The organism is Limnohabitans sp. Hippo3, from assembly GCF_003063665.1.
Lineage (GTDB): Bacteria > Pseudomonadota > Gammaproteobacteria > Burkholderiales > Burkholderiaceae_C > Limnohabitans_A.
The window spans coordinates 473,702-499,693 of record NZ_NESF01000001.1; the positions used below are offsets into that span (position 1 = coordinate 473,702).

Annotated in this window: 23 protein-coding genes and 1 tRNA gene; 6 read left to right on the plus strand and 18 right to left on the minus strand. The window is 62.7% G+C overall.

Annotated elements, in window-relative coordinates; translation table 11 throughout:
- Nucleotides 1-16: 16 nt before the first annotated feature.
- Nucleotides 17-3,544, minus strand: coding sequence for a chromosome segregation protein SMC (gene smc, locus B9Z34_RS02210; RefSeq protein WP_108426862.1), 3,528 nt, complete (start codon nucleotides 3,542-3,544; stop codon nucleotides 17-19).
- A 140-nt stretch (nucleotides 3,545-3,684) separates the two neighbouring features.
- Between smc and dapC the strand changes: the two genes are divergently transcribed.
- From dapC to B9Z34_RS02230, 4 genes are all read left to right on the plus strand, one after another.
- Nucleotides 3,685-4,899, plus strand: a complete 1,215-nt coding sequence (dapC, locus tag B9Z34_RS02215) for a succinyldiaminopimelate transaminase (RefSeq protein WP_108426461.1) — start codon at nucleotides 3,685-3,687, stop codon at nucleotides 4,897-4,899.
- A 3-nt stretch (nucleotides 4,900-4,902) separates the two neighbouring features.
- Nucleotides 4,903-6,084 carry a succinyl-diaminopimelate desuccinylase gene (gene dapE, locus B9Z34_RS02220; protein ID WP_108426462.1) on the plus strand — a complete coding sequence of 394 codons (1,182 nt, stop codon included), beginning with the start codon at nucleotides 4,903-4,905 and terminating at the stop codon, nucleotides 6,082-6,084.
- The gene (prmB, locus tag B9Z34_RS02225; RefSeq protein ID WP_108426463.1) at nucleotides 6,081-6,959 is read left to right on the plus strand and encodes a 50S ribosomal protein L3 N(5)-glutamine methyltransferase; all 879 of its coding nucleotides are present in this window, start codon (nucleotides 6,081-6,083) and stop codon (nucleotides 6,957-6,959) included. The genes dapE and prmB overlap by 4 nt, the downstream gene beginning before the upstream one ends.
- 199 nt (nucleotides 6,960-7,158) lie before the next feature.
- Nucleotides 7,159-9,168, plus strand: a complete 2,010-nt coding sequence (locus B9Z34_RS02230; RefSeq protein ID WP_108426464.1) for an ABC-F family ATP-binding cassette domain-containing protein — start codon at nucleotides 7,159-7,161, stop codon at nucleotides 9,166-9,168.
- Nucleotides 9,169-9,230: 62 nt separating this feature from the next.
- On the opposite strand, the gene B9Z34_RS02235 is transcribed toward B9Z34_RS02230, so the two are convergent.
- The 7 genes from B9Z34_RS02235 to tolB form a co-directional block, all read right to left on the minus strand.
- Nucleotides 9,231-9,482: a hypothetical protein gene (locus B9Z34_RS02235; protein ID WP_146179612.1), complete on the minus strand. Its 252-nt coding sequence runs from the start codon at nucleotides 9,480-9,482 to the stop codon at nucleotides 9,231-9,233.
- 92 nt (nucleotides 9,483-9,574) lie between these two features.
- Nucleotides 9,575-9,650, minus strand: a tRNA-Lys gene (locus B9Z34_RS02240).
- Nucleotides 9,651-9,695: 45 nt separating this feature from the next.
- Nucleotides 9,696-10,484 (minus strand): ThiF family adenylyltransferase, encoded by a 789-nt coding sequence (locus B9Z34_RS02245; protein WP_108426466.1) that lies wholly within the window; start codon nucleotides 10,482-10,484, stop codon nucleotides 9,696-9,698.
- Nucleotides 10,481-11,605, minus strand: coding sequence for a YeeE/YedE family protein (locus B9Z34_RS02250; RefSeq protein ID WP_233249378.1), 1,125 nt, complete (start codon nucleotides 11,603-11,605; stop codon nucleotides 10,481-10,483). The genes B9Z34_RS02245 and B9Z34_RS02250 overlap by 4 nt, the downstream gene beginning before the upstream one ends.
- 10 nt (nucleotides 11,606-11,615) lie before the next feature.
- Nucleotides 11,616-12,389, minus strand: coding sequence for a tol-pal system protein YbgF (ybgF, locus tag B9Z34_RS02255; protein ID WP_108426467.1), 774 nt, complete (start codon nucleotides 12,387-12,389; stop codon nucleotides 11,616-11,618).
- Nucleotides 12,390-12,394: 5 nt separating this feature from the next.
- The gene (pal, locus tag B9Z34_RS02260) at nucleotides 12,395-12,931 is read right to left on the minus strand and encodes a peptidoglycan-associated lipoprotein Pal (RefSeq protein ID WP_108426468.1); all 537 of its coding nucleotides are present in this window, start codon (nucleotides 12,929-12,931) and stop codon (nucleotides 12,395-12,397) included.
- Nucleotides 12,932-12,969: 38 nt separating this feature from the next.
- A complete protein-coding gene (gene tolB / locus B9Z34_RS02265; protein ID WP_108426469.1) occupies nucleotides 12,970-14,262 on the minus strand; it encodes a Tol-Pal system beta propeller repeat protein TolB in 1,293 nt (430 codons plus the stop codon).
- Nucleotides 14,263-14,383: 121 nt separating this feature from the next.
- Between tolB and msbA the strand changes: the two genes are divergently transcribed.
- Nucleotides 14,384-16,177 (plus strand): lipid A export permease/ATP-binding protein MsbA, encoded by a 1,794-nt coding sequence (msbA, locus tag B9Z34_RS02270; protein WP_108426470.1) that lies wholly within the window; start codon nucleotides 14,384-14,386, stop codon nucleotides 16,175-16,177.
- A 6-nt stretch (nucleotides 16,178-16,183) separates the two neighbouring features.
- Here msbA and rng read toward each other — a convergent pair whose 3' ends face one another.
- From rng to B9Z34_RS02315, 9 genes are all read right to left on the minus strand, one after another.
- A complete protein-coding gene (rng, locus tag B9Z34_RS02275) occupies nucleotides 16,184-17,656 on the minus strand; it encodes a ribonuclease G (protein WP_108426864.1) in 1,473 nt (490 codons plus the stop codon).
- A gap of 79 nt (nucleotides 17,657-17,735) precedes the next feature.
- The gene (locus B9Z34_RS02280) at nucleotides 17,736-18,338 is read right to left on the minus strand and encodes a nucleoside triphosphate pyrophosphatase (protein ID WP_108426471.1); all 603 of its coding nucleotides are present in this window, start codon (nucleotides 18,336-18,338) and stop codon (nucleotides 17,736-17,738) included.
- Nucleotides 18,335-18,802: a 23S rRNA (pseudouridine(1915)-N(3))-methyltransferase RlmH gene (gene rlmH / locus B9Z34_RS02285; protein ID WP_108426472.1), complete on the minus strand. Its 468-nt coding sequence runs from the start codon at nucleotides 18,800-18,802 to the stop codon at nucleotides 18,335-18,337. The genes B9Z34_RS02280 and rlmH overlap by 4 nt, the downstream gene beginning before the upstream one ends.
- A 6-nt stretch (nucleotides 18,803-18,808) precedes the next feature.
- Complete coding sequence (gene rsfS / locus B9Z34_RS02290; RefSeq protein WP_108426473.1) at nucleotides 18,809-19,561, minus strand: ribosome silencing factor; 753 nt, start codon at nucleotides 19,559-19,561, stop codon at nucleotides 18,809-18,811.
- Entirely contained in the window at nucleotides 19,561-20,220 is a 660-nt protein-coding gene (gene nadD / locus B9Z34_RS02295) for a nicotinate (nicotinamide) nucleotide adenylyltransferase (protein WP_108426474.1), read from the minus strand. The genes rsfS and nadD overlap by 1 nt, the downstream gene beginning before the upstream one ends.
- Nucleotides 20,217-21,137 (minus strand): oxygen-dependent coproporphyrinogen oxidase, encoded by a 921-nt coding sequence (gene hemF, locus B9Z34_RS02300; protein ID WP_108426475.1) that lies wholly within the window; start codon nucleotides 21,135-21,137, stop codon nucleotides 20,217-20,219. The genes nadD and hemF overlap by 4 nt, the downstream gene beginning before the upstream one ends.
- Before the next feature lie 24 nt (nucleotides 21,138-21,161).
- The gene (locus tag B9Z34_RS02305; protein ID WP_108426476.1) at nucleotides 21,162-21,815 is read right to left on the minus strand and encodes a 1-acyl-sn-glycerol-3-phosphate acyltransferase; all 654 of its coding nucleotides are present in this window, start codon (nucleotides 21,813-21,815) and stop codon (nucleotides 21,162-21,164) included.
- 16 nt (nucleotides 21,816-21,831) lie between these two features.
- The gene (purD, locus tag B9Z34_RS02310; protein WP_108426477.1) at nucleotides 21,832-23,112 is read right to left on the minus strand and encodes a phosphoribosylamine--glycine ligase; all 1,281 of its coding nucleotides are present in this window, start codon (nucleotides 23,110-23,112) and stop codon (nucleotides 21,832-21,834) included.
- A gap of 9 nt (nucleotides 23,113-23,121) precedes the next feature.
- Nucleotides 23,122-23,847 carry a YebC/PmpR family DNA-binding transcriptional regulator gene (locus tag B9Z34_RS02315; RefSeq protein ID WP_108426478.1) on the minus strand — a complete coding sequence of 242 codons (726 nt, stop codon included), beginning with the start codon at nucleotides 23,845-23,847 and terminating at the stop codon, nucleotides 23,122-23,124.
- Between the two features lie 71 nt (nucleotides 23,848-23,918).
- Here B9Z34_RS02315 and B9Z34_RS02320 point away from each other — a divergent pair, with 71 nt between their 5' ends.
- Nucleotides 23,919-25,442 carry a helicase HerA-like C-terminal domain-containing protein gene (locus tag B9Z34_RS02320; protein ID WP_108426479.1) on the plus strand — a complete coding sequence of 508 codons (1,524 nt, stop codon included), beginning with the start codon at nucleotides 23,919-23,921 and terminating at the stop codon, nucleotides 25,440-25,442.
- Nucleotides 25,443-25,533: 91 nt separating this feature from the next.
- Here the strand turns inward: B9Z34_RS02320 and rplI are convergent, their stop codons facing one another.
- Complete coding sequence (gene rplI / locus B9Z34_RS02325) at nucleotides 25,534-25,986, minus strand: 50S ribosomal protein L9 (protein WP_108426480.1); 453 nt, start codon at nucleotides 25,984-25,986, stop codon at nucleotides 25,534-25,536.
- Nucleotides 25,987-25,992: the final 6 nt, after the last annotated feature.

Here is a 25,992-nt window from a genome sequence, read left to right on the forward strand (position 1 = left end):
TTCCAACATAACTTCCTCAGGCCACATCGGCCATTGACACTGCGGACTCCATGTCCACAGCCACGATGCGTGACACGCCCTGCTCCTGCATGGTCACGCCGATCAGCTGCTCGGCCATTTCCATGGCGATCTTGTTGTGGCTGATGAACAGGAACTGGGTTTCCTTGCCCATGCCCGCCACCAGCTTGGCGTAGCGCTCGGTGTTGGCGTCGTCCAGCGGCGCATCCACCTCGTCGAGCAAGCAAAACGGGGCCGGGTTGAGCTGAAAAATCGCAAACACCAGCGCGATCGCCGTGAGGGCCTTTTCGCCGCCCGAGAGCAGATGGATCGTCTGGTTTTTCTTGCCGGGCGGCTGCGCCAGCACCTGCACCCCGGCGTCCAGAATTTCGTCACCGGTCATGACCAGGCGCGCATTGCCGCCGCCAAACAACTCGGGGAACATGCGGCTGAAGTGCTCGTTCACGATCTTGAAGGTACCGCCCAGCAAATCTCGGGTTTCGGCATCGATCTTCTTGATCGCGTCTTCGAGCGTGTTCATGGCATCGGTCAGGTCGGCACACTGCGAGTCCAGGAACACCTTGCGCTCGCGCGAGGTGGTCAGCTCTTCCAGCGCGGCCAGGTTGACCGGGCCCAGCGCCGTGATTTCGCGGTGGATGCGGTCGATCTCGCCCTGCAGACCCGTCACGCGCACCTGGCCTGCCTCAATCGAAGCGGCCACGGCTTCCAGATCGGCTTGGGCATCGGCCAGCAGCTGGGTGTATTGCTCCAGGCCCAGGCGGGCGGCTTGCTCCTTGAGCTGCAAATCGGTGATGCGCTGGCGCAAGGGGTCGAGTTCCCGCTCGAAGCTCACGCGGCGTTCGTCGCTGGCGCGCAGTTTGGCCGTGAGGTCGTCGTAGGCGCTGCGGCAAGCGCCCAGGGCTTGCTCGCGCTCGAGCTTGACGGCCAGCACATTTTGCAAACCCGCTTGGGCAGCGGCATCGGTCAGGCGGCTGAGTTCGTCACGGGCCCGCTGCATTTCGGCGTCGATGCTGCTCACCTGCTGCTGCGCGGTCTCGATGGTGCGCTGCAACTCGGCGCGGCGGGCGTCCAGGCTGCGCTGCGAGAACTGCGCCTCTTGCGCTCGCCGCTCCAGGCTGCGCTGCTGCTCGCGGCATTCGGACAGCTTGCGCTCGGCTTCGATCACGCGCTCGTCCAGCTGGGCGTGGCGCTCTTGGGTGTCGGCCAGCTGCATGTCCAGTTCTTCAAAGCGGGCCTCGGCGGTGACGCGGCGCTCTTGCAGCTCGTCCAGCAAGGCCTCGACTTCGGCCAGGTCGTTGTTGATCTGCTCGCTGCGGGCGCGGGTTTGCGCCACCAGTTGCGACAGGCGCAGGGTCTCGACCTGCAGCTCGTGCGTGCGCGACTGGCTTTCGCTGGCATCGCGGCGCACGGTGATCAGGCGCTGCGAGGCGTCGGCATAGGCCGCTTCGGCCCGCACCAAGGCGCTGCGGCTTTCTTCGGCGATCAGGGTCTGGGCGCGCAGCTGCTTTTCGAGGTTCTCGATCTCCTGGGCACGGCCCAGCAAACCGGCTTGCTCGGAGTCTTGCGCGTAAAACACCACGCTGTTGAGATCCACCGCATGGCCGGCCTGCACAAAGAGGGTCTCACCCGCTTGCAGCTGGCTGCGCCAGGCCAGCGCGTCTTCGATGTTGGGGGCGGTGTAGCAGCCTTGCAGCCAGTCGGCCAACAGGGCCGACAAGCCGGCATCGTGCACGCGCAGCAACTCGGCCAGAGGCTTGCAGCCTGCGGGCAGGCCGCTGCGCGGCGCGGCTTTGGCGGCCAAAGGCGGGCTGAAAAAGCTGAGTTTGGCGGGCGGCGCGTCGTTGGCGAACGAGCGCACCATGTCGAGGCGCGAGACCTCGAGGGCCGACAGGCGCTCGCGCAGCGCAGATTCGAGGGCGTTTTCCCAACCCGGCTCGATGTGAATACGGCTCCACAGGCCTTCCAGGCCCTCCATGCCGTGCTTGGCCAGCCAGGGTTTGAGCTTGCCGTCGGTGCGAACTTTCTCTTGCAGGGCCTTGAGCGCCTCGATGCGGGCGCTCAGGTCGGCCAGCTTGGCCGACTCCTGGTTCACAGCGCTTTGGCGTGTGCGGCGGTCTTCGTCGAGCGCGGGCACCTGCTCTTGCAGGTCCTGCAGCCGGGCTTCGGCCTCGGCCGACAGGGCCTCGGCCTCGGCCAGTTGTTCTTGCAAGTGGCTCAGCCTGGCCTCGTCGGGCGCAGCCAGGGCGTTGCGGTCGGTCAGCAAGCGTTCGCGGCGCTGTTCCAGCTGGCGCGATTGTTCTTCCACGTTGCGCTGCTCAGCCGCCAGCACGCCAATTTGCTGCTGCACCTGAACCACGGTGGCGCGTTGGGCGGTGGCGTCGTTTTGGGCTTTGCGCAGGGCTTCTTCCAGGTCGGGCAGCGCCATGGCCTGGTCTTCCACCTGCGCGGCCAGCGTCATGCTCTGGTCTTCGGCCATGGCCGCTTGCTCGGCCAGGGTTTCCAGCTCGGCCTGGGCGTCTTGGCTGCGAGTGCCCCATTGCGCGGTTTGTTCCACCAGCTGCTGCAGGCGCTGCTCGGCGCGTTGGCGGCCTTCCACCACAAAGCGGATTTCAGCCTCCAGCCGACCGACTTCGGCGCTGGCTTCGTACAGCTTGCCTTGTGCCTGGTTGACCTGGTCACCCGCGGCGTAATGCGCCTGGCGGATGGTTTCTAGGTCTGCCTCGACGTGGCGCAGATCGGCCATACGCGATTCGAGCGCGTTCACGGCCTGGTCCACATCCGACTTCATGCGCCCTTGGTCGGCCTCGGCATCGCGGCGCTTTAAAAACCACAGCTGGTGCTGCTTGAGCGTGCTGTCGGCCTGCAGCTGGTTGTAGCGGGTGGCGACTTCGGCCTGCTTTTCCAGCTTTTCCAGGTTGGCATTCAGCTCGCGCAGGATGTCGTCGACCCGGGTCAGGTTTTCGCGGGTGTCCGACAGGCGGTTTTCGGTCTCGCGGCGGCGCTCTTTGTATTTGGACACCCCTGCGGCCTCTTCGAGGAACAGGCGCAGCTCTTCAGGACGCGACTCGATGATGCGGCTGATCGTCCCTTGGCCGATGATGGCGTAGGCGCGGGGCCCCAGGCCCGTGCCCAGAAACACGTCCTGCACGTCGCGGCGGCGCACCGGCTGGTTGTTGATGTAGTAACTGCTGTTGCCGTCGCGGGTGAGCACGCGCTTGACGGCGATTTCGGCAAATTGGCCCCACTGGCCGCCTGCGCGGTGGTCGGCGTTGTCAAACACCAGCTCCACACTGGCGCGGCTGGCCGGTTTGCGGGTGGTGGTGCCATTGAAAATGACGTCCTGCATGGACTCGCCACGCAATTCGGACGCTTTGGACTCGCCGAGCACCCAGCGCACCGCGTCCATGATGTTGGATTTGCCGCAACCGTTGGGCCCGACCACGCCCACCAGCTGCCCGGGCAGCAGGAAGTTGGTCGGCTCGGCAAACGATTTGAAGCCTGAAAGCTTGATGGAATTGAGGCGCACGACGGTATCAGATCGGGTAAAAGGGCCAGCCCAAACGGCCAACACGGTGCAAAACGGCAATGTTACCCGACAGGCATGGTGAAAAACGCGCTGACAAGCCCAAGTACCAACAGGTAGCCTCCATCCCGGATAATCGCGGGATGAATCCCCTCCTCGCCAAACTGCAACCCTATCCTTTTGAACGGCTCAAGCAGCTGTTCGCCAGCGTCACCCCCAACCCGACCCTCCAACCCATCAGCCTGGGCATTGGCGAGCCCAAGCACGCTACGCCAGCCTTCATTCAGGAAGCGCTCAAGGCAGCCGTGACGAACGGCTTGTCGGCCTACCCGGCCACGGCGGGCGAGCCTGGCCTGCGCAAAGCCTGCGCCGCCTGGCTGCACACCCGCTACCGCCTGGCCCTGGACCCGCTCACGCAGATCCTGCCCGTCAACGGTTCGCGCGAAGCGCTGTTTGCCCTGACGCAAACCGTGATCGACCCGACCTGCCCTGGCGCCACGGTGGTCAGCCCCAACCCCTTCTACCAAATCTACGAAGGCGCGGCCTTGCTGTCGGGGGCTGAGCCCTATTACGTGCCCAGCGACCCGACGCGCAACTTTGCCAACGACTGGGACAGCGTGCCCGCCGAAGTCTGGGCCCGCACCCAGCTTTTGTTCGTTTGCTCGCCCGGCAACCCCACGGGCGCGGTCATGCCGCTGTCCGAGTGGGAAAAACTCTTCGCCTTGTCCGACCAGCACGGTTTCGTGATCGCTTCCGACGAGTGCTACAGCGAGATTTATTTCCGTGAAGAAGCGCCTTTGGGCGGCCTGGAAGCCGCCCACCAACTGGGCCGCACCGATTTCAAGCGCCTGATCGCCTTCACCAGCCTCAGCAAACGCAGCAATGTGCCCGGCCTGCGCAGTGGCTTTGTGGCGGGTGACGCGGCCATCATCCAGCAGTTCCTGCTCTACCGCACTTACCACGGCAGCGCCATGAGCCCCGTGGTGCAAGCGGCCAGCGTGGCCGCCTGGGGCGACGAGGCCCATGTGGTGGACAACCGCAACCAGTACCGCACCAAGTTCGCCCAGGTCACCCCCGTGCTGGCGCAAGTGCTGGACGTGAAACTGCCCGATGCCAGCTTTTACCTCTGGGCCGGTGTGCCTGCGGGCTGGCAAGGCGACGACGCTGCGTTTGCCCAAGCGCTTTATGAGGCCGAACACGTCACCGTGTTGCCCGGCAGCTACCTGGCGCGGGACTTCAATGGCAGCAACCCCGGCCAGGGCCGCATCCGCATGGCGCTGGTGGCCGAAACCGCCGAATGCCTGGAAGCGGCCGAGCGCATCGCCCGCTTTGTGCGTACGCACCCCCACAAGGCCTGAACCATGAACACCACCACCCGCCCATCCGTTTGCCACGACACCCTGCGCCTGGCCGAGCAGCTGATTGCCCGCCCCTCCGTCACGCCTGAAGATGCGGGTTGCCTCGACCTGATCGCCGACGCCCTGAAGCCCCTGGGCTTCGTCTGCGAATTCATGGACTCCGGCCCCGAGACATTCCGCGTGCGCAACCTCTGGGCCAAACGCGCAGGCACTTCGGGCCAGACCCTGGCTTTTGCCGGACACACCGACGTGGTGCCGACCGGGCCGCTCGCGCAATGGGACAGCGACCCTTTCACCCCCACCCACAAGGACGGCAAGCTGTTCGGTCGCGGTGCCAGCGACATGAAAACCTCGCTCGCGGCCATGGTGGTGGCGGTACAGGAATTCCTGGCGGCCCACCCCAATCCGGCCTTGGGTATCGCCTTCTTGCTGACCAGCGACGAAGAAGGCCCGGCGCTCGACGGCACCGTGGTCGTGTGCGAACAACTCCAGGCCCGTGGCGACGCGCCGCAGTTTTGCATCGTGGGCGAACCCACTTCGGTGCAGCAAACGGGTGACATGATCAAGAACGGCCGACGCGGCACCCTGAGCGGCAAGCTGACCGTCAAAGGTGTGCAGGGCCACATCGCCTACCCGCACTTGGCCGACAACCCGATCCACCGCCTGGCCCCGGCACTGGCCGAATTGGTCAGCATCCGCTGGGACGAAGGCAATGCCTTTTTCCCGCCCACCAGCTGGCAGGTGAGCAACATCCACGCGGGCACGGGCGCGAGCAACGTGATCCCGGGGGACTGCGTGGTGGATTTCAACTTCCGCTTTTGCACCGAATCCACGCCTGAGAGCCTGCAGCAGCGGCTGCAAGCCGTTTTGGACCAGCACGGTCTGAAGTACGAGCTGACATGGACCCTGGGTGGTCGGCCATTTCTGACCACGCCCGGTACTTTGGTGGCGGCTATCCAGCAAGCCATCACGGACGAAACCGGCTTGAAGACCGAACTGTCCACCACGGGTGGCACCAGCGACGGCCGCTTCATCGCGCAGATTTGCCCACAGGTGATCGAGTTCGGCCCGCCCAACGCGACCATCCACAAGGTCAACGAACACGTGGCTTTGGCCGACATTGCGCCCCTGAAAAACATCTACCGCCGCACGCTGGAAAACCTCAATGCAGGTTTGTCGGCATGAGTGCCATGACCCTGCCCGCGCTGATCGCGCAATCTGCCCAGCGGCTGGATGCTGCGGGCGTGGCTTTTGGCCACGGCACCCAAAGCGCCTTTGACGAAGCCGTCTGGCTGGTCCTGTGGCGACTGGGCTTGCCGCTCGACACCGATCTGGACGAGGTGAGCCGCCAAGAGGTGACGCCTGAGCAGCAAGCGCAGGTGCAAGCCTTGATCGACGAGCGCATCGCCACCCGCAAGCCCGCGGCCTACCTGACCCGCGAAGCCTGGCTGCAAGGCGTGTCCTTTTACATTGACGAGCGAGCCATCGTGCCGCGCAGCCTGATCGCCGAGGTGCTGGCCGACGGCACGATTGACGCCTGGCTCAGCGATCAGACCCGGCAAGTGCTGGACCTGTGTACCGGCAACGGCAGCCTGGCCGTGCTGGCCGCGCTGGCCTGGCCCGAGGTGCAGGTGACCGGGGCCGATATTTCTGACGATGCGCTGGCCGTGGCCGCCATCAACGTGGAACGTCACGATCTGCAAGATCGCGTGCAAATGGTGCACAGCGACGGCTTGAGCGCATTGCCCGGCACCTTTGATTTGATCCTGTGCAACCCGCCTTATATTTGCCAGGCCAGCATGGACGCCCTGCCCGCCGAATACCGCGCCGAGCCCGAACTGGCTTTGGCGGGTGGCACCGACGGCATGGACTTTGTGCGCCAGCTGTTCCAGGATGCGCCAGCGCGGATGAGCGAGCACGCGGTGCTGGTGCTGGAAATTGGCAACGAGGTGGACCACTTCATTGCCGCTTTTCCCGAACTGGAAGTGGCTTGGCTGGACACCAGCGCGGGCGACGACCAGGTGCTGCTGGTCACCCGCGAAGCCCTGCTGCGGCACTGACCGCCATGCGCCACCGCTGTCAAAACATGCGCCATCGCCGAAAATCCATGCCCCAACACTGAGAATCCCCGCTGCCCCCTGAATGTCATCCCCGCGCAGGCGGGGATCCATGCCCGCCCATCCCGAACGCCCTGGATTCCCGCCTTCGCGGGAATGACAAACCATTTACCCCCGGAGCTCTTCCGGACACTGCTTTTTCATGATCAACCTCAAAAACGTCACCCTCCGCCGAGGCACCAAGGTGCTGCTGGACCAAGCTTCGGTCACCCTCAACCCCGGAGAAAAGGTCGGTCTGGTCGGGCGCAACGGCGCGGGCAAATCCACCCTGTTCGCCTTGCTCAACGGCACGCTGAACGAAGACGGTGGCGACTTTGACATGCCCAAAGCCTGGCGCATGGCCCAGGTGGCGCAAAACATGCCGGAGACCGACCAGCCCGCCAGCGAATTTGTGCTCGAAGGCGACACCCGACTGACCGAACTGCGCCAGCGCCTGGCTGCGGCCGAAGAAAGTGGCGACGGCATGGAGATGGCGCATGTGTACACCGACCTGGCCGACGCGGGTGACCACGACGCCCTGCCCCGCGCCGAAGCGCTGATCTTGGGTCTGGGCTTTCGGGTCGACGAACTCAACAACCCGGTGAACAGTTTTTCGGGCGGCTGGCGCATGCGCTTGCAGCTGGCCCGGGCGCTCATGTGCCCGTCGGACATTTTGTTGCTGGACGAGCCCACCAACCACCTGGACCTGGACGCTTTGGTCTGGCTGGAAGCCTGGCTGCAGCGCTATGCGGGCACGATGATCGTGATCAGCCACGACCGCGAATTTCTGGACGCGGTGACCAATGTCACGCTGCACATCGAGCACGCCAAGCTGACCCGCTACGGCAGCAACTACAGCGGCTTTGAAATCCTGCGGGCCCAGCAAATGGAGCTGCAACAGGCCTCGTTTGCCAAACAGCAGGACAAGATCGCCCATTTGCAAAAGTTCATCAACCGCTTCAAAGCCCAAGCCAGCAAGGCCAAGCAGGCGCAAAGCCGGGTCAAGGCCCTGGAGCGCATGGAAAAAGTGGCACCGTTGCTGGCCGAGGCCGAGTTCACCTTCGGCTTCAAGGAGCCCAACAACCTGCCCAACCCGATGCTGGCCATCAGCGAGGCGAGCTTTGGCTACATGGTCGACGGCGAGCCCAAGTCCATCTTGCAAGGCGTGAGCAAATCGGTGCTGGCCGGCCAGCGCATCGGCATTTTGGGGGCCAACGGCCAGGGCAAATCGACCTTGGTCAAGACGATTGCGCGCACCATGCCCCTGCTGGCGGGCACGCTCACCGAAGGCAAGGGCCTGAACATCGGCTACTTCGCCCAGCAAGAACTCGATGTGCTCCACCCGCAAGACAACCCGCTGGAACACATGACCCGCCTGGCCAAAGAGCTGGGTCCGAACAGCAGCGAACCCAGCCGCGAGCAGGACCTGCGCAACTACCTGGGCACCTTCAACTTCTCTGGTGACATGGTCAAACAAGCCGTGGGCACCATGAGCGGCGGCGAAAAAGCCCGCCTGGTGCTGGCCATGATCGTGTGGCAGCGCCCCAACCTCTTGCTGCTGGACGAGCCCACCAACCACCTGGACCTGGCCACCCGCGAAGCGCTGTCCATGGCGCTCAACGAGTTCGAAGGCACCGTCATGCTGGTCAGCCACGACCGGGCCTTGCTGCGTGCGGTGTGCGACGAGTTCTGGATGGTGGGCCGGGGCAAGGTCGAGCCCTTTGACGGCGACCTGGACGACTACCAGAAGTATTTGCTCGATGAATCCAAGCGTTTGCGCGAAGTGGCCAAAAATGCTGCGCGTGACGCGGTGGGCACGCAGACGGCGTCCACACATGATGCGGCATCGGCCAGCGCTGCACCCACAGCCCCTGTGGTGGCCCCCGCTGCTGCCTCCAGCCTGAGCAGTGCCGAACAGCGCAAACTCGACGCCCAAAAACGCCAGCAACTGGCGGCACAAACCCGCCCCCTCAAGCGCGAACTGGAACAAAACGAACAGCGCATGGCCAGCATCGAAGCTGAAAAGTCCCAACTGGAGCAGCTTCTGACGACGCCCATATCGCCCGCTGAAATGGCCGATGCCGGACGCCGCCTCAAAGCCCTGGCCGAGGAAGTCGCCACCTTGGAGGAGCGTTGGCTGGAATTGACGCAGCTGCTGGAAGTTTCGGCCTGAGCCTATTGGGGGCGCCCAAGGCTCAGACTGGATGACCGCAAGGCATCGGTCGCCCGATCGCTTCAGCCGCCGATCACCGCCCACCCGGCCTGCTGGTCGGCTTTGTTGTTCTCGTATTCCCAAGCTGTGCCGCAACGGTCGCAGCGATAGCGGGTGATGGTGACCGGACCCGACTCGCGCTGCTCCTTGCGGTTGGTGCCTTGCACCAACTCGGCATGACCGGGCGCACGCCGCCATTGGCGCTGAATGCCCGAGCAGGGCTCACACAGCACCATCTTGTTCAAGTCATCTTGGCGATTCGATTCGATGGTCATCTGCAAGCTCTTTCGGTGGGGTCGGGGCGCGCAGCGCACGCCCATGAAAAAAGCACTTTGTACCGAGATACAAAGTGCTTTTTTGCTTTTTCTGGTGGGACCAGCGGGGGTCGAACCCACGACAAACGGATTAAAAGTCCGCTGCTCTACCAACTGAGCTATGGTCCCTTTGCTAGAGTGTTTGTGCACTGTAGCAAGACTCAAATTATAGCGTTATTTTTTGGCCTTCTGAAAGCCAGCGGCCAAAAAGTTCAAAATTTCTGAGGCGGCGCACATGCCAAAGGTGGCCGTCACGCTGACCACCGAACCATAACCGTGGCAGTTGAGCGAGCCATCGCCTTCGATCGCGCACGAGGCATCGGGCGGTGCCACGGCTTCGCGGCTGAAAACACCCTGAATGCCGATCCGCTTGTCGCCCTTGGCCGCACCGTGGTGTTTGCGCAAGCGGTAGCGCACCTGGGCCAGCAAAGGATCGTGGGTGATTTTCGACAAGTCGTCCACGTCCACCTTGTGTGCCAAACGCTTGCCGCCCGCGGCCCCCACGGTGATGAAGCCCACTTGGCTTGCCAAGGCCCATTGGGCCATGGCCACCTTGGCTTTGACCTGGTCACACGCGTCAACCACGGCGTCGGGCTGTGCGGGCAAAACAGCAGGCCAGTTTTCCGGACTGACAAATTCATCGATCGCATCGACCTGGCAAGCCGGATGGATCGAGGCAATGCGCTCGCGCATGGCCTGCACCTTGGCCTGGCCCGTGGTGCTGGTCAAGGCATGGATCTGGCGGTTGATGTTGGACTCGGCGATGTGGTCCATGTCGATCAGGCTAAGCCGGGCCACGCCGCTGCGTGCCAAAGCTTCGGCGACCCAGGAGCCGACGCCGCCAATGCCCACAACGACCACATGCGCTCGGCGGATATGTTCTGCGCCCTGCACACCGTACAGCCGTTGCAAGCCTCCGAAGCGACGCGCCTCTTCGTCGGGTGCGAGCTGAACAGGGTTCATGCTGCGGCCTCGGCGCGGCGCAACTGCCACTGCAAGGTGAGCACGGCACCCAACACGATCCCCAGGACCGCGATGAAACTGCCCAAACTCAAGGTGGACAAACCTGACAGCCCCTGACCGATGGTGCAGCCCATGGCCATGACACCGCCCAAACCCATCAGGGCCCCACCGCACAAATGCCACGCCAAATCAGCGGTCTGCGTGAAGCCTTCCCACTGAAAAGTACCCTGCAGGCGAGCGCTGACAAAAGCGCCGACCAGCATACCCAAAGCCGTGGCCATGCCCAAGGTCACACGCTTGGTGCCGTCGCTGAAATACATGAAGGCGTCCCCCCAATAAGCCACAGGGGCGGTCAAACTCATGGACTCCATGCGTCCGCTGGCCGTGGTCAAAAACGTGGCGTCCAGCGTTTCGGGGTGCTCGGGCACAAAACCCATCACCCCACTGATCCACCACAGCGTCACCACCGCCGCACCCACGCCCACACCGGACAGAAGCGTCGACGTTGGCAACGCAGGGCCCGTTTTGAAAATCCATAGCAGCAGCAAGCCGCACACCACGCAGGCCGCGACCAGTCCAGCCTGCGGCAGAGTCCACCCCGTGCCACTGGCCAGCCACTGCCCGGCAAAAGGTCCGGGGCCTGTGGGCAGCTGTACCAGGTCCAGAGTGTTGGCTCGCCACACCGCCGTCAGGCCACGCATGGCGGCCAAGGCCGAGATGCCCATGGCCATCAAAACGACCAGCGACTTCAAATTGCCCGCCCCCAAGCGGATCAGTGACTTGCTGGCGCAACCCGAGCCCATCACCATGCCAGAGCCAAACAACAAGCCTCCGAACAGCAGGGACAACCAGGGCAGCTGTGCGCTGGCATAAATGGTGTTGAGCGGGCTGATCCAGCCCATCCAAGACATCAGCCCAAAACCCAGGATGGCCACTGCAATGGCCAGCGTCCACTGCTTGGCGCGGGTACGGTCCCCCATGATGACCCAGTCGCTGATGGCCCCCATGGTGCAGAAATGGCTGCGGTGAAACACCCACCCCGCCCAGCTGGCCACCAGGAGGGTCAGCCCCAGAACCCCATCGCTCTGGTGCTGGAGCTGCTCAAGCGTGATCTCCGCCATGACCGGCCACTCAGCGCAGGCGCGTGAGGCGCTCGCGGGCTGTGGCGGCTGTTTCAGAGGCCGGATAAGCCTTGATCAACTCGTCCAGCGTTCTGCGGGCCCCCTTCAAATCCTTCAATTCGACCTGGACATTGGAGATGGCCAGCATCGCTTCAGGCGCACGCGGATGGGTGGGCGCTGTTTTCAGCATTTGCTGGAAATTCGCCATCGACTCCTTGTAGTCCTTGACCGCGTATTGGGCATTGCCCAGCCAGAACAGGGCCGACGGGGTGTAACCACTCCTGCGGTAGCGCTGCACGAATTGACCGAGCGCCGACTGGGCCGCCGCAAAGTCGCCCTTGCGGAAAGTCTCCATGGCCGCGTCATAGTCACGTTTTTCAGCGGGCTCGGCAATGAACTCCTGGCCATCGAGCGTGACCTTCAAAGGCTCGAAACGGCGCAAGCGCTCGTCCATGCCCGTGACCACGTCCTTCTGACGCATTTGAAGTTCGGACAATTCGCGGGCCAGTTGCTCCTGGGCACCTCGGCCTTGCGACAGCTCGGCTTTGAGGCCCTCGATTTGCCCCTGCAAGTCCAGCAAGGCACGGCGCAACTGGGCATTTTCGTCGCCCAAGCCCTTGATGGCCGCGTTCGACTGCTCGACGCGCTGGCGCAAATCAAGAATGGCCTTACGGGCTTCGTCGTCTTCAAAAAGACCTGCGTGCGCCGTGCCCAGCAGACCAGACACCGCCCACACCAGAACCCAACGGGACAAGGCAAGACATGACACAGCGCGCGTGCTCATGGTGCTCAGTACCGGATTTCGACGCGGCGGTTTTTGGCCAGATCGGCTTCAGAAGAGCCTTGCGCAGCAGGTTTTTCCTTGCCGTAGCTGACCGCTTCGAGCTGGCTCTCGGGCACCCCCAAGAGGCTCAGGGCCTGGCGGACGGCTTCGGCACGTTTTTGGCCCAATGCCAGGTTGTATTCACGACCACCGCGCTCATCGGTGTGGCCTTCCAGATTGGCCTTGCGCTGTTTGTAGGCTTGCAGGAAACGGGCATGGCTCTCGATCACGGGGCGGGCTTCAGCACGCACCACAAAGCTGTCGTAATCGAAATAAACCACGTGCGCCACACCCGCAGGACCCATGCCCGAAGCCGATTTGTCGACCACCACACCCGCCACACCCGTTTGGGCGCTGCTCTGGTTGTTGCCAATGCCCTGTGTGGAAACGCCCGACGATGTGGCCGATTTGTCCTCCACCGGCACATCGTCCAGTTTCACACCGGATGCACAACCGGCCAGCAGGGCCGCCAACAACAAACTGCTCAAAAATGTCTTCGTCATGATCAACCTCGTCCATTAAAAAAGTGAATGTTCAAAAATCATTTGCGCACCGGGCCCCAATGGGGTTCCCGGATGTCGCCGCCCTGACCCGCCAGGCGGGCCTTGACGCGACCGTCCAGCGAGGTGGTCATCAAGGCTTCGCGGCCTTGAAAGACCGTGGCATAGACCAGCATGCGGCTGTTGGGGGCAAAACTGGGGCGCTCATCGGTCGATGTGTCGGTCAAAGCAGTGACCTGACCCGTGGCCAGCTCCATCAGGTGCAGGCGAAATGCACCACCCATGCGTGAAACATACGCCAGCCAACGGCCATCGGGGCTGACGGCAGGAGAGATATTGTAGGTGCCCGAAAACGTCACCCGCTCGGCTGGACCACCTTGGGCCGGCATGCGGTAAATCTGGGGGCTGCCGCCGCGGTCACTGACGAAAAACAGCGCACTGCCGTCGGGTGAGAAAGCAGGCTCGGTGTTGATGCTGCCCGACTGGGTCAGGCGCCGCGGCTCACCGCCTTGCAGATCGATGCGGAACAACTGGGAGCCGCCATCGCGGCTCAGGGTGGCCACCAGCGCCTTGCCATCGGCACTCCAGGCGGGGGCGCTGTTGGAGCCCTTGAAGTTGGCCACAGCCCGGCGCTGGCCTGTGGCCAGTTCGTGCACATACACCACGGGCTTGCGCTGCTCAAAGGACACATAGGCCAGGTGGGTGCCTCTGGGCGACCAGGAAGGCGAAATGATGGGCTCGGGACTGCTCAGGGCCGAGACCGCGTTTTCGCCATCGGAGTCGGCAATCCACAGGGCATAGCGTCCAGCCGACTTGGTGACATAACTGATGCGCGAGGCGAAGGCACCCGGCGTTCCGGTGAGCTGCAGGTATACCCAATCGGCGATGCGGTGCGCAGACAAGCGCAGCTCTGCGGCGCTGACCGTGTCCTTGAAATCGCCTTTGTCCTGGCCTTTGACCACATCCCACAAACGGGCACGCACGTCATAACGGCCGTCGGCCAGGCGGGTGACCGAGCCGGCCAGCAAGGCTTCGGCCGACAACTGACGCCAAGGGCTCCAGTCGGGCCGGCTGTTTTCATCCATCACGGCGCTGCCTGCGGCCAGGCCCTTGAACTGGCCACTGCGCTCCAGATCGGCTTGAACAATGCCCGCCAACTTTTGCGGGGCCGTGGCCTCGCCTTTGAAAGGCACCATCACCACGGGCAGTTGGGTCATGCCCACGCCCGTCACCTCAACGCGAAATTGGGCCCATGCAGGCAGGGCCAGGGCACTCAGAACCAACAGCTTCAACAGCCAGGACAACGGGCCCGTGCGCAAAAAAAGAAGATTCATGTGGACAGGGTGATTGTTCAATTCGGGGAAGCCGTGATCGTACACCGTAGAAACCGCTTTCTGCCTCTTATTGGCGGCTTCTCGGCGGCTGATCCCTGCCACCCTCCTTACAATCGACGCCATGAGCCAGCCCCCCCACCCTCCCACGCCTCCATCAAGCCTCTGGGCACGGCTACAACGGCTGGTGCCTTATTTCGGAAGCCAGCGGGGCATCTGGGCTGTGGCCATTTTGGGCACCTTGATGGCGGCCTTGACCGAGCCCATGATCCCGGCCTTGTTCCAGCCCCTGCTGGACAAGGGGTTTGCCGAAAACAAACTCCCACTTTGGGCCATTCCAGCGGCGGTGGTGGGCTTGTTCACCGTGCGCGGCATTGCCAACTTCATCTCACAGTACGCGCTGTCCAGGTTGACCAACGACGGCATGGAAAAACTCCGTTCGCAGTTGTTTGCCCAGCTCATGAAGGCCGATTTGTCCTTGTTTTCCAGACAGTCGGCCAGCGCCCTATCCAACACCATTGTTTACGAAGTCCAGAACGGCGCCTCGCAATTGGTGTCGGCCGTCATCGCCCTGGCACGTGACGGCTTCACACTCATCGCCTTGCTCGGCTACCTGATGTGGCTCAACTGGAAACTGACCTTGGTGGTGTTCACCGTGGCCCCGGGTTTGAGCTGGATCATCAAGGCCCTGACCCGACGCCTTTACAAACTGACCAAGGAAAGCCAGACCGCGACCGACAACCTCGCCTATGTGGTCGAGGAAAACGTGCTGGCGCACCGGGTGGTTCGGCTGCAAGGCGGCCAGGCACACCAGATGGCCCGTTTTGGCCAACTGGCCAAGGTGCTGCGCCGACTGGCCCTCAAAACCACGGTGGCCTCGGCCGCCATGACTCCGCTGACGCAAATCATGGCGGCTTTGTCCTTGTCCATGGTGCTGGTGATTGCGCTGTACCAAAGCCAGAATGGCGCATCGGGTGCGACCGTCGGCGGTTTTGTCGCCTTCATCACCGCCATGCTCATGCTGGTCGCCCCCATCAAGCGCCTGGCCGAAATCTCCAGCCCCATCACACGTGGCCTGGCTGCGCTCGAAAGGGGTCTGGCCCTGTTGCACGAGGCCCAAGAGGAAACCCAAGGCGTCTACAGCCGTGTCCGTGCGCAGGGGGCCATCGAGTGGCGCAATGTGCATTTGCAGTTCAACCCAGAGGGCCAACCTGCTTTGTCCAACATCCATCTGACGGTTCAGCCCGGGGAAACTGTGGCCCTGGTGGGCACGTCAGGCGCAGGCAAAACCACCTTGGTCCAGTTGTTGCCCCGCTTTGTGCAGCCCAGCGCGGGCGAAGTGCTCATCGATGGCGTGCCCATCCAGGATTGGTCCCTGGACAGTTTGCGACGTCAGATCGCCATGGTCAGCCAGGACGTGGTCATGCTCAACGACACCGTGGCGGCCAATGTCTGCCTGGGGCACGATGCCGATCCGCAGCGCATTCAGACCAGCCTGGAAGCGGCCAATCTGTGGAGTCATGTGTCGCAAATGCCGCAAGGCATGGACACGCTGCTGGGCCACAACGCCAACCAGTTGTCTGGTGGCCAGCGCCAGCGCCTGGCGATTGCCCGCGCCCTTTACAAGGACGCGCCGATTTTGATTCTGGACGAAGCCACCTCAGCGCTGGACAACGAGTCCGAGCGCCTGGTGCAGGACGCGCTGCAAAAACTCATGCAGGGCCGCACCACCTTGATCGTGGCGCACCGCCTGTCAACCATCGAGCACGCTGACCGGGTCATCGTGATGGAGCGCGGCAGGATTGTGGAGCAAGGTGCACCCGCCGAATTGCTGGCGCGGGGCGGCGCTTATACGCGGCTGCACCACCGCGGCGAATGGGCCGGCGAAGCGCCTGCCCAGGCCAGTCAGCCCACCTGAGGCACCTCAGAGCAGCACGATGTCGTACTGCTCCGGCCCCATCGAGGCCTCGACCTGCAGAGAAATCGGCTTGGCGATGAAGTCCGACAGGCCCGCCAAATGCTGGCTTTCTTCGTCCAGCAACAAATCGATGACCGCCGAAGTGGCGACGATGCGGAACTCGCGCGGATTAAACTGACGCGCTTCGCGCAGGATCTCGCGCAGGATGTCGTAGACCACCGAGCGCGGCGTCTTGACGATGCCCTTGCCCTGGCAGCTGGGGCAAGGCTCGCACAGCATGTGGGCCAAAGACTCACGGGTGCGTTTGCGCGTCATCTCCAGCAAACCCAACGACGAAAAGCCGCCCGCCATGGTCTTGACGCGGTCGCGCGCGAGCTGTTTGCGGAACTCGGCCAACACGGCTTCCTGGTGTTCGGGGCGGGCCATGTCGATGAAGTCGGCAATGATGATGCCGCCCAGGTTGCGCAGACGCAATTGCCGGGCAATGGCCTGCGCCGCCTCCAGGTTGGTCTTGAAGATCGTGTCCTCGAAATTGCGCGCCCCCACGTAGCCGCCCGTGTTCACGTCCACCGTGGTCAAGGCCTCGGTCTGGTCGATGATCAAATAGCCGCCCGATTTCAGGTCCACCCGGCGGCCCAGCCCCTTGGCGATTTCCTCATCAATGGCATACAGGTCAAAAATCGGCCGCTCGCCTTTGTAGTGCTGCAGTCGCTCGGCCGCTTTGGGCATGAACTCCTGGCCAAAGGCCTTGAGCTTGGCAAACTGCTCCTGCGAGTCGATGCGGATGCTTTGCGTGGCCTCGCCCACCAGGTCGCGCAGCACGCGCTGCAACAGCGTCAGGTCCTGGTGCAGCAAAGACGCGGGCGGCAGGCGCAGCGAGGCCTCCTTGATGCGGGCCCAGGTCTTGCGCAGGTAGTCGATGTCGTCTTGCAATTCTTCGTCGCTGGAGTCTTCGGCGTTGGTGCGCAAAATGAAGCCGCCCCCGGCCGGGCCGACCAGGGTCTGCAGCCTTTGTCGCAGCGCATCGCGCTGCTCAGCTGGTATTTTTTGCGACACACCAATGTGGTCGTCTTGCGGCAAGAACACCAGATGGCGGCCCGCAATGCTGATCTGCGTGGACAGGCGCGCGCCCTTGGTGCCCATGGGGTCCTTGATGACCTGCACCATGATGGCGCGGCCCTCGAACACCTGCTTTTCAATCGGCACCAGCGGCTGACCCGTGCGCGCAGCAGCAGCCTCGCCTTCGGCATGCTTTTGCCAGACATCGGCCACATGCAAAAAAGCTGCTTTGTCCAAACCAATGTCGATGAAGGCCGACTGCATGCCAGGCAAAACGCGGGCCACCTTGCCCAGGTACACATTGCCGACCAAACCGCGCTCGAGCGTGCGCTCGACATGCAGCTCCTGCACGGCGCCAAACTCCACGACCGCGACCCGGGTTTCCTGGGGCGACCAATTGACCAAAATATCTTGTTGCATGGTGGGCATCAGAGGAGGAAAAGTGAAAACAACTCGGGAAACGGCACCGCGCCATGGGTGCTCTGGCGGGCATGTACGCTCAACAGCCTACGCCCAGGGAGCGCAGCAAGGCGGCGGTCTCGAACAGCGGCAAGCCCATGATGCCTGAATAACTGCCCCGGATCTGTTCAATATGGGCAGCCGCCCTGCCCTGCACCCCGTAGGCGCCGGCTTTGCCCATGGGCTCACCCGTGGCCACGTAGGCACGGATTTGCGCGGTGGTCATGGGCGCAAAGCGCACCCAGGATTCGGACAGCGCCGAGAGGCGCTTGGCCCCTTTTTGCACCGCCACCGCCGTCAGGACCCGGTGCGACTGGCCTGCCAGCCGCTGGAGCATGCGCACGGCATCGGCGGGGTCAGCTGGTTTGCCCAAAATGTCCCGCCCCAGGCACACGGTGGTGTCCGCGCACAACACGGGCGCTGCAGGCAAACCCTGGCGCTTCATGCGTTGCATGGCGGCGTCGAGTTTCAAGCCCGTGACACGCGCCACATAACGCGCAGGCGCTTCCGCACCGTGCACGGCTTCCAAAGACTCGGCATCTTCATCGGATCCAGCCAGCAGCAATTGGTGGCGCACGCCAATCTGATCGAGCAGCTGGCTGCGTCGGGGGCTTTGAGAGGCGAGGTAGATGAAGTCGCTCATTCGCGGTGGTAAGGGTGGTTGGCGTTGATGGACCAGGCGCGGTACAGCTGCTCGATCAACAGCACCCGGGCCATGGCGTGGGGCAAGGTCAGGTCGGAGAGACGAATGCGCTCGTGTGCGGCTTGCCGGAATTCGGGCTCCAGACCGTCGGGGCCACCAATGACCAGGGCCACATCGTCTCCACCGAGCTGCCAGCTGGTCAAACGCGCAGCCAGAGCTTGGGTGGTCAAGTTGGTGCCGCGCTCGTCCAGCACCACGATGCGGGTGCCACGGGGGATCGCCGCTTCGATGCGCTGGCGCTCAGCGGCATACAGGTTGGGCAGGGTTTTGGAGCCCCGGGGCTCGGTTTTCACGGCCTTGAGCTCGACCTTGAGCTCAGGCGGAAAACGTTTGGCGTAGTCGTCCCAAGCCGACTGAGCCCAGTCGGGCACGCGCAGGCCGACCGCAACGATCAGCAGCTTCATGCAGGATCAATCGGCTTTGCGGCGGGTGGTGGCTTGCACCGCCTTGCGGGCCGGGGCCTTTTTAGCGGCAGATTGAGCGGCGGGTTTGGCCACTGATTTTGCAGCAGGCTTGGCCGTGGGCTTGCCCACCGTCTTCACCGTGGGCTTGCTGGTCGGGCTACTGGCTTTGGGCGCCGTTTTTGCAGCGGTTTTGGTCGCCGTTTTGGCGGGTGCTTTGGCTGTTTTGGTCGGCGCCTTCAAGGCGGGTTTGGCTTTGGCCGGAGTTTTAGCGGCAGACTTTTTGGCAGCCGGTGTTTTGGCTGCTGTGGATTTGGCTGACGCTTTGCCTGTGGCTTTTTTGGCCACCGAGTTCTGGATGTGACCCTTGACCTCGGCTGTGGCTGCCGGCTTGGGCGCACCGAACTTCAGGCGCACAGGGGTGCCGCCCCAGATTTCCTCGAGGTTGTAGTAAGTGCGGATGGTCGGCTGCATGATGTGCACCACGGCCGGGCCGCAGTCGACAATGATCCACTCGCCGTTGTCTTCGCCCTCGATGCGGGGCTTGGCAAAACCGGCATTGCGCACCTTGTCACGCACGCTGGCGGACAGCGCCTTGGTCTGGCGGTTCGAGGTGCCCGAGGCGATGATGACCCGCTCAAACAGCGAAGACAGGTGTTCGGTGTCAAACACCTGGATCTCTTGGGCCTTGACGTCTTCCAAAGCGTCCACAATGGCCCGCTGGAGTTTCTGGATGTCTTTTTTGGCGGCGTTTTCGGTCATCAATGGGGCCTGTAAAGGTGGTGTTCGTGAATATAGCGCTCAACAGCGGGGGATACCAGACCGGTCAGGGCCTGCTGTGTGGCCGCCAGCACACGGATGTCCGTGGCACTGTGGGGCATCAGCGGCATGTCGAGGGAGCGAATGCGCGCTTGCAGCGTGTCTGAAATGGGGGGGAGTGAATCAGGCGCATCCGAACGTTCGTTCCAGGCACGCACGGCCATATCACGACCTGCGGCGCAGATTATAGCGATGCGGCCGATTTCACCGATCTGGTGCCAGGCGGGCAAGGAGCGCCGCTGGTCATCGCCCAGCAGCAAATACAGCTGGGCCCCGGGGTATTCGGTCTGCAACTCGCGCAAGGTGTCCACCGTGTAGCTGGGGCCGGTGCGCAGAATTTCGCGCTCGTCCACCACCACCTGCGGCACATGCGCAAAGGCCAGACGCGTCATGGCCAGGCGGTGCATGGCATCGGTGAGTTGACGCGGCTTGTGCCAGGCCTGGCCCGTAGGCGAGACATGCACCTGATCGAGCTGAAGCTGGACGATGGCCGCCTCAACCAAGGCCACATGGGCCAGGTGCGGCGGGTCAAAGGCCCCGCCAAAAACACCCAGGCGCTGCACGCTGGCCTTGGCGTTGTCCGTGACAGGCGGCAGGCTCAAACCCAGTCCTTGGGCACCAGGAAGTGGCTGAGCAAACGTGCCTCGGGCGAACCAGGCGCGTCCTGGCGCTGATACGACCAGCGCACCTCGGGTGGCATGGACAGCAAGATCGACTCGGTGCGGCCACCGGACTGCAGACCGAAATGTGTGCCCCGGTCCCAGACCAGGTTGAACTCCACATAGCGGCCCCGGCGGTAGAGCTGAAAGTCTCGCTCGCGTTCGCCATAAGGCGTGTCCTTGCGGCGTTGCACGATCGGCATGTAGGCCGTCAACAAGGCATCGCCCACGCTTTGCAGCATGGCAAAACTCCGCTCCATGCCCAACTCGGAAAAGTCGTCAAAGAAAATGCCACCCACGCCGCGCTGTTCGTGGCGGTGCTTGTTACAAAAGTAATCGTCGCACCAGGCCTTGAAACGCGGGTGCAAAGCCTCTCCAAAAGGCGCCAGCGCGTCTTTGCAGGTCTGGTGGAAATGGACCGCGTCTTCGTCAAAGCCGTAATAAGGCGTGAGGTCCATGCCGCCACCAAACCAGGCCACGGGTGCCCTGCCCTCGGGCTTGGCCGCGATCATGCGCACGTTCATGTGCACCGTGGGCACATAGGGGTTACGCGGGTGGAACACCAGGGACACGCCCATGGCCTCGAAGGCCGAGCCGGCCAGTTCAGGGCGGTGCTGGGTGGCCGAGGGTGGCAACTGCGGCCCCGTGACGTGCGAAAAGCCGCAGCCAGCGCGTTCAAAAATGGGCCCGCCTTCCAGAATCTGGGTGATGCCATTGCCCTGGAGTTTTTCGCCCGGGTCTTTTTGCCAGGCATCGGTCAGGAAGGGTGTGCCATCCAGATCGGTCAAGGCCCCGGTGATGCGGGACTGCAAGCCCACCAGATAGTTTTTGACGGTACCGAGTTCAAAAGGGGTGCTCATGGTGGGTAGGAAAGTAGAAAGGTTTCAGGAAGTGGTCGTGGTGTCTGAAGGGGACGATGGCGTCGCCTGCGCAGGGCTCCACGGAAGGATCGGGCCCATCTGGTGCACATGAAAGCCCTGCACACCTTCGAACACCTGGGTCATGTGGGCGTAATCGCGCTCGACCTGGCCCGTCAGATCGTAAAAGTCGACCACACTGAAGCGGCGCTGACCCCAGTCGAGCTTGACGAGCGCCAGAGGCACTTTCGCGCCCAGAGCCAGCTGGTAAAAACCGCTGCGCCAGCCCGGGGTGTGGCTGCGCGTGCCCTCCGGGGCTAGGCCCAACCAGAGCAACTGGTCATTTTGTTTGTGCTGCTCGAAAACGTGCACCATCTGACCCACCACACCGCGAGAAGAGCTGCGGTCAATCGGGATGCCGCCCACCCAGCGCATCCAGGCGCCCACCAGCGGAAACTTGAACAGCGAATCCTTGCCCCAAAAATGCGCCGGAATCCCCAAGGCCCATTTGGCCAACATGCCGATCGGGAAATCCCAGTTGCTGGTGTGCGGATAAACAATAGCAACTCCCTGACGCGTGGGAAAGCCCTCAAAGTCCAGACGCCAGCCCAGCATTTTCAGAATCCAGCGGGCCAGGCGAGAGCCCTTGAAAATCACAGGATGGCGGGTCAAGGTGCTCATGAAGGGTCCCGGTGCTTCAGTTTTTGACGGCGCGGTAACCAATGTCCCGGCGCATTTGCATGCCATCAAAGGCAATCGGGCTGGCGGTTTGATAGGCCTTTTGCTGCGCCTGCTTGACCGAATCGGCCAGCGCCGTGACGCACAGCACGCGCCCACCCGAGGTGAGGATTTGGCCGTCTTTCTCGGTGGTACCCGCATGGAACACCATGGTATCCCTCTCGTCTTGAGGCAATCCGGTGATGGCATCGCCTTTGCGCGGGTTCATCGGGTAACCGTGTGCGGCCATGACCACGCCCAAAGCCACGCGGCGGTCCCATTCCATCTCCAGCTGGTCCAGACCCTCAGAGGTTGCGGCCAACAGGACTTCCAGCAAGTCCGTCTTCATACGCATCAGAATGGGCTGGGTTTCCGGATCACCCATGCGGCAGTTGAACTCCAGGGTCTTGATGCGGCCCTGTGGGTCGATCATCAAGCCTGCGTACAAAAAACCTGTGTAAGTGATGCCGTCCTTTTCCATGCCCCGGATAGTGGGCAGAATGACTTCGCGCATGGCGCGGGCATGGACCTCAGCCGTGACCACGGGTGCGGGGGAATAAGCCCCCATGCCGCCTGTGTTGGGGCCTTCATCGCCGTCCTGCAAGCGTTTGTGGTCCTGGCTGGTGGCCAGGGCTGCCACGTTCTTGCCGTCGCACAACACCATGAAGCTGGCTTCTTCGCCTTGCAGGAACTCTTCAATCACCACCCGCGCTCCGCCCGCGTTGTGGGCCACCCCCAAGGGGTTGTCGAGCAGCATGAAATCGATCGCCTCATGGGCTTCGGCGAGGGTCATGGCCACCACCACCCCTTTGCCTGCAGCCAGACCGTCGGCCTTGACCACAATGGGCGCGCCCTGGCGGTCCACATAGGCATGGGCCTGGGCCGCATCGGTGAAGGTTTCAAATTCGGCCGTGGGGATGCCGTGGCGCTGCATGAACGCCTTGGAAAACGCCTTGGAGCTCTCCAGTTGGGCCGCCGCTTGGGTGGGCCCAAAAATGCGCAGACCGTGCGCGCGAAAATCGTCCACGATACCTGCGGCCAAAGGGGCTTCAGGGCCCACCATGGTCAGGCCAATGCCGTTGTCGATAGCCCATTGGCGCAGCACGGCCAGGTCGGTGATCGGTACATTGACCAGGTTTTTGTCTTTGGCTGTACCACCATTGCCCGGTGCCACGTAAACCTGCTGGATTTTGGGCGACTGCGCCAGTTTCCACGCCATGGCGTGCTCACGGCCACCACTGCCGACTACCAATACTTTCATCAAACTTCCTTAGTTTTCAATTTCGGCGTTGTGGAAAACGTTTTGCACATCGTCCAGATCTTCCAGCACATCCAGCAATTTCTGCATTTTGACCGCATCATCGCCCGTGAGCGAAACGCTGTTTTCTGCCCGCATGGTCACTTCGGCCACATCGGCCACCAAACCGGCTGCCTCCAGCGCATTTTTCACGGCTTCAAAATCTGCGGGCGAAGTCAAGACCTCGATGGCGCCCTCCTCGTCCGTGATCACGTCCTCGGCGCCCACTTCCAGCGCCACTTCCATGACCTGGTCTTCGCTGGTGCCCGGGGCAAACACCAGCTGGCCACAGTGTTTGAACTGGAAAGCCACCGAGCCTTCGGTGCCCAGATTGCCTCCGTGTTTGCTCAGGGCATGACGCACCTCGGCCACCGTGCGCACCCGGTTGTCGGTCATGGTGTCCAAAATGATGGCCGCGCCGCCGATGCCGTAGCCTTCGTAGCGAATTTCCTCGTAGCTCACGCCTTCGAGGTTGCCCGTGGCCTTGTCCACATTGCGCTTGATGGTGTCGGCCGGCATGTTGGCCGCTTTGGCTTTTTCAATGGCCAGGCGCAGGCGGGGATTGGCGCTCACATCACCGCCACCGGTGCGGGCTGCCACCATGATTTCACGCACCACGCGGGTCCAGATCCGTTGTCTTTTTTCGTCTTGTCGGCCCTTGCGGTGCTGAATATTTGCCCATTTACTGTGGCCAGCCATCGGGAATTCCTTGAATGTTGATTTAACCTAGAGGCTGAATTTTACTTTTCACTCAAGGCAGGAGATTTTTGATGGCTGAACCCATGCTGATTGCTCAAAACGCCCAAACGCAATGCCAGCTTCTGCCAGGCTTGGCCAACCGCCACGGCCTGATCACAGGCGCCACCGGCACCGGCAAAACCGTGACCTTGCAGACCCTGGCCGAAAACTTTTCGCGACTGGGTGTGCCGGTCTTCATGGCCGACGTCAAAGGTGACCTGACCGGCATCAGCCAGAGTGGCAAGATCGGCGAGAAACTGGCCGCTGTCCTGCGCGACCGGGGCATTGAAGTGCCTGCGCCCATGGCCTGCCCCACCACCTTGTGGGACGTGTTTGGCGAGCAGGGCCACCCGGTGCGGGCCACCATCTCGGACATGGGGCCTTTGTTGCTGACCCGCATGCTGGGCCTGAACGACACACAGGCCGGGGTGCTGAACCTGGTGTTCAAGATCGCCGATGACCAGGGTTTGCTGTTGCTGGACATGAAAGACCTGCGGGCCATGCTGCAGTATGTGGGTGACAGCGCCAAACAGTTCACCACCGAATACGGCAACATCAGCGCCGCCAGCATTGGGGCCATCCAGCGGGGCCTGCTGCAAATCGAAAGCCAGGGCGGCGACCAGTTCTTTGGTGAGCCGATGCTCAACATCGAAGACTTCATGCAGACCGATGCCCAGGGCCTGGGGGTGGTGAACATCCTGGCGGCGGACAAACTGATGAACTCGCCACGTCTGTACGCCACTTTTTTGCTGTGGATGCTGTCCGAGTTGTTCGAGGTGCTGCCCGAAATTGGCGACCCGGAAAAACCCAAACTGGTGTTCTTTTTTGACGAGGCCCACTTGCTGTTCAAGGACGCGCCTGCGGCCCTGGTCGAGCGCATCGAGTTGGTGGTGCGCCTGGTGCGGTCCAAGGGTGTGGGCGTGTATTTCGTGACACAGAACCCGCTGGACATCCCCGACAGCGTTTTGGGCCAGCTGGGCAACCGGGTGCAACACGCCCTGCGCGCCTACACCCCGCGCGACCAGAAAGCGGTGGCCGCGACAGCCCAGACCATGCGCCCCAAAGCGGGCCTGGACATTGAAGCGGCCATCACCGAATTGGCCGTTGGCGAGGCCTTGGTGAGCTTTCTGGATGCCAAGGGACGCCCTTGCGAAACCGAGCGGGTGTTTGTGTTGCCACCCGCCAGCCAATTGGGTCCCATCACGCCTGCGCAGCGCCAAGCCCTGATCCAGAACTCCTTGGTGGCCGGCGTTTACGAAGCCCACCACGACCGGGACTCGGCCTACGAAAAGATCAAGGCAGGCGCGCCGCAGGGCCAGGGCAGCAACGCCTCGGCGCTGCCCGGACAAGCGACAGCCACGGCCGAAAAAGAAGGCGGCCTGATGGGCGGGCTGTCCGACATGCTGTTTGGCAGCACAGGTCCCCGAGGCGGGCAACGCGATGGTGTGGCCCAAATGGTGGTCAAGAGTGCGGTGCGCACGGTGGGATCGGCCATTGGCCGGGAAATCGTGCGCGGCGTGCTGGGCGGTTTGTTGGGTTCGAGCCGTCGCCGCTGATCGTCGCCGCTGTTCTTTGCCGCTGATGGCGGACGAAAAAAAAACCGCCGGGTGAGATACCCGGCGGTTTTTTCGGAAGGTCTGTTGACGATCAGGCTGTTTCGCCCAACACAGTCACCGTCACGTCCACCACCACATCGGTGTGCAAAGCCACGGCCACAGTGGACTCGCTCACGGTTTTGATGGGGCCATGAGGCATGCGGATCTGGGACTTGACCAACTTGTAGCCTTGCTTGTTCAGCTCTTCGCAGATGTCGTGGTTAGTCACGGAACCAAACAAACGGCCATCAACGCCGGCTTTTTGCGACAGCTTCACGACCAAACCAGACAATTTCTCGCCTTGGGCTTGGGCTTCAGCCAGCTTGGCCGCAGCGGCTTTTTCGAGTTCAACGCGGCGAGCTTCGAACTCGGCCTTGTTGGTCTCGGTGGCGCGACGGGCGCGGCCTTGAGGGATCAGAAAGTTACGGGCGTAGCCGTCTTTGACCTTGACGATATCGCCCAGGTTACCCAGGTTCACAACCTTTTCGAGCAGGATGATTTGCATGGTTGG

Excerpts from the sequence above, each read along its gene's own strand:
- ybgF (WP_108426467.1), bottom strand. The coding sequence starts at position 12,389 with ATGAGCACGCGCGCTGTGTCATGTCTTGCCTTGTCCCGTTGGGTTCTG.
- B9Z34_RS02305 (WP_108426476.1), bottom strand. The coding sequence starts at position 21,815 with ATGAGCACCTTGACCCGCCATCCTGTGATTTTCAAGGGCTCTCGCCTG.
- msbA (WP_108426470.1), top strand. The coding sequence starts at position 14,384 with ATGAGCCAGCCCCCCCACCCTCCCACGCCTCCATCAAGCCTCTGGGCA.
- B9Z34_RS02245 (WP_108426466.1), bottom strand. The coding sequence starts at position 10,484 with ATGAACCCTGTTCAGCTCGCACCCGACGAAGAGGCGCGTCGCTTCGGA.
- rplI (WP_108426480.1), bottom strand. The coding sequence starts at position 25,986 with ATGCAAATCATCCTGCTCGAAAAGGTTGTGAACCTGGGTAACCTGGGC.
- rng (WP_108426864.1), bottom strand. The coding sequence starts at position 17,656 with ATGCAACAAGATATTTTGGTCAATTGGTCGCCCCAGGAAACCCGGGTC.
- purD (WP_108426477.1), bottom strand. The coding sequence starts at position 23,112 with ATGAAAGTATTGGTAGTCGGCAGTGGTGGCCGTGAGCACGCCATGGCG.
- dapC (WP_108426461.1), top strand. The coding sequence starts at position 3,685 with ATGAATCCCCTCCTCGCCAAACTGCAACCCTATCCTTTTGAACGGCTC.
- pal (WP_108426468.1), bottom strand. The coding sequence starts at position 12,931 with ATGACGAAGACATTTTTGAGCAGTTTGTTGTTGGCGGCCCTGCTGGCC.
- B9Z34_RS02230 (WP_108426464.1), top strand. The coding sequence starts at position 7,159 with ATGATCAACCTCAAAAACGTCACCCTCCGCCGAGGCACCAAGGTGCTG.
- B9Z34_RS02250 (WP_233249378.1), bottom strand. The coding sequence starts at position 11,605 with ATGGCGGAGATCACGCTTGAGCAGCTCCAGCACCAGAGCGATGGGGTT.
- prmB (WP_108426463.1), top strand. The coding sequence starts at position 6,081 with ATGAGTGCCATGACCCTGCCCGCGCTGATCGCGCAATCTGCCCAGCGG.
- B9Z34_RS02280 (WP_108426471.1), bottom strand. The coding sequence starts at position 18,338 with ATGAGCGACTTCATCTACCTCGCCTCTCAAAGCCCCCGACGCAGCCAG.
- rsfS (WP_108426473.1), bottom strand. The coding sequence starts at position 19,561 with ATGACCGAAAACGCCGCCAAAAAAGACATCCAGAAACTCCAGCGGGCC.
- B9Z34_RS02320 (WP_108426479.1), top strand. The coding sequence starts at position 23,919 with ATGGCTGAACCCATGCTGATTGCTCAAAACGCCCAAACGCAATGCCAG.
- B9Z34_RS02315 (WP_108426478.1), bottom strand. The coding sequence starts at position 23,847 with ATGGCTGGCCACAGTAAATGGGCAAATATTCAGCACCGCAAGGGCCGA.
- B9Z34_RS02235 (WP_146179612.1), bottom strand. The coding sequence starts at position 9,482 with ATGACCATCGAATCGAATCGCCAAGATGACTTGAACAAGATGGTGCTG.
- rlmH (WP_108426472.1), bottom strand. The coding sequence starts at position 18,802 with ATGAAGCTGCTGATCGTTGCGGTCGGCCTGCGCGTGCCCGACTGGGCT.
- dapE (WP_108426462.1), top strand. The coding sequence starts at position 4,903 with ATGAACACCACCACCCGCCCATCCGTTTGCCACGACACCCTGCGCCTG.
- tolB (WP_108426469.1), bottom strand. The coding sequence starts at position 14,262 with ATGAATCTTCTTTTTTTGCGCACGGGCCCGTTGTCCTGGCTGTTGAAG.
- hemF (WP_108426475.1), bottom strand. The coding sequence starts at position 21,137 with ATGAGCACCCCTTTTGAACTCGGTACCGTCAAAAACTATCTGGTGGGC.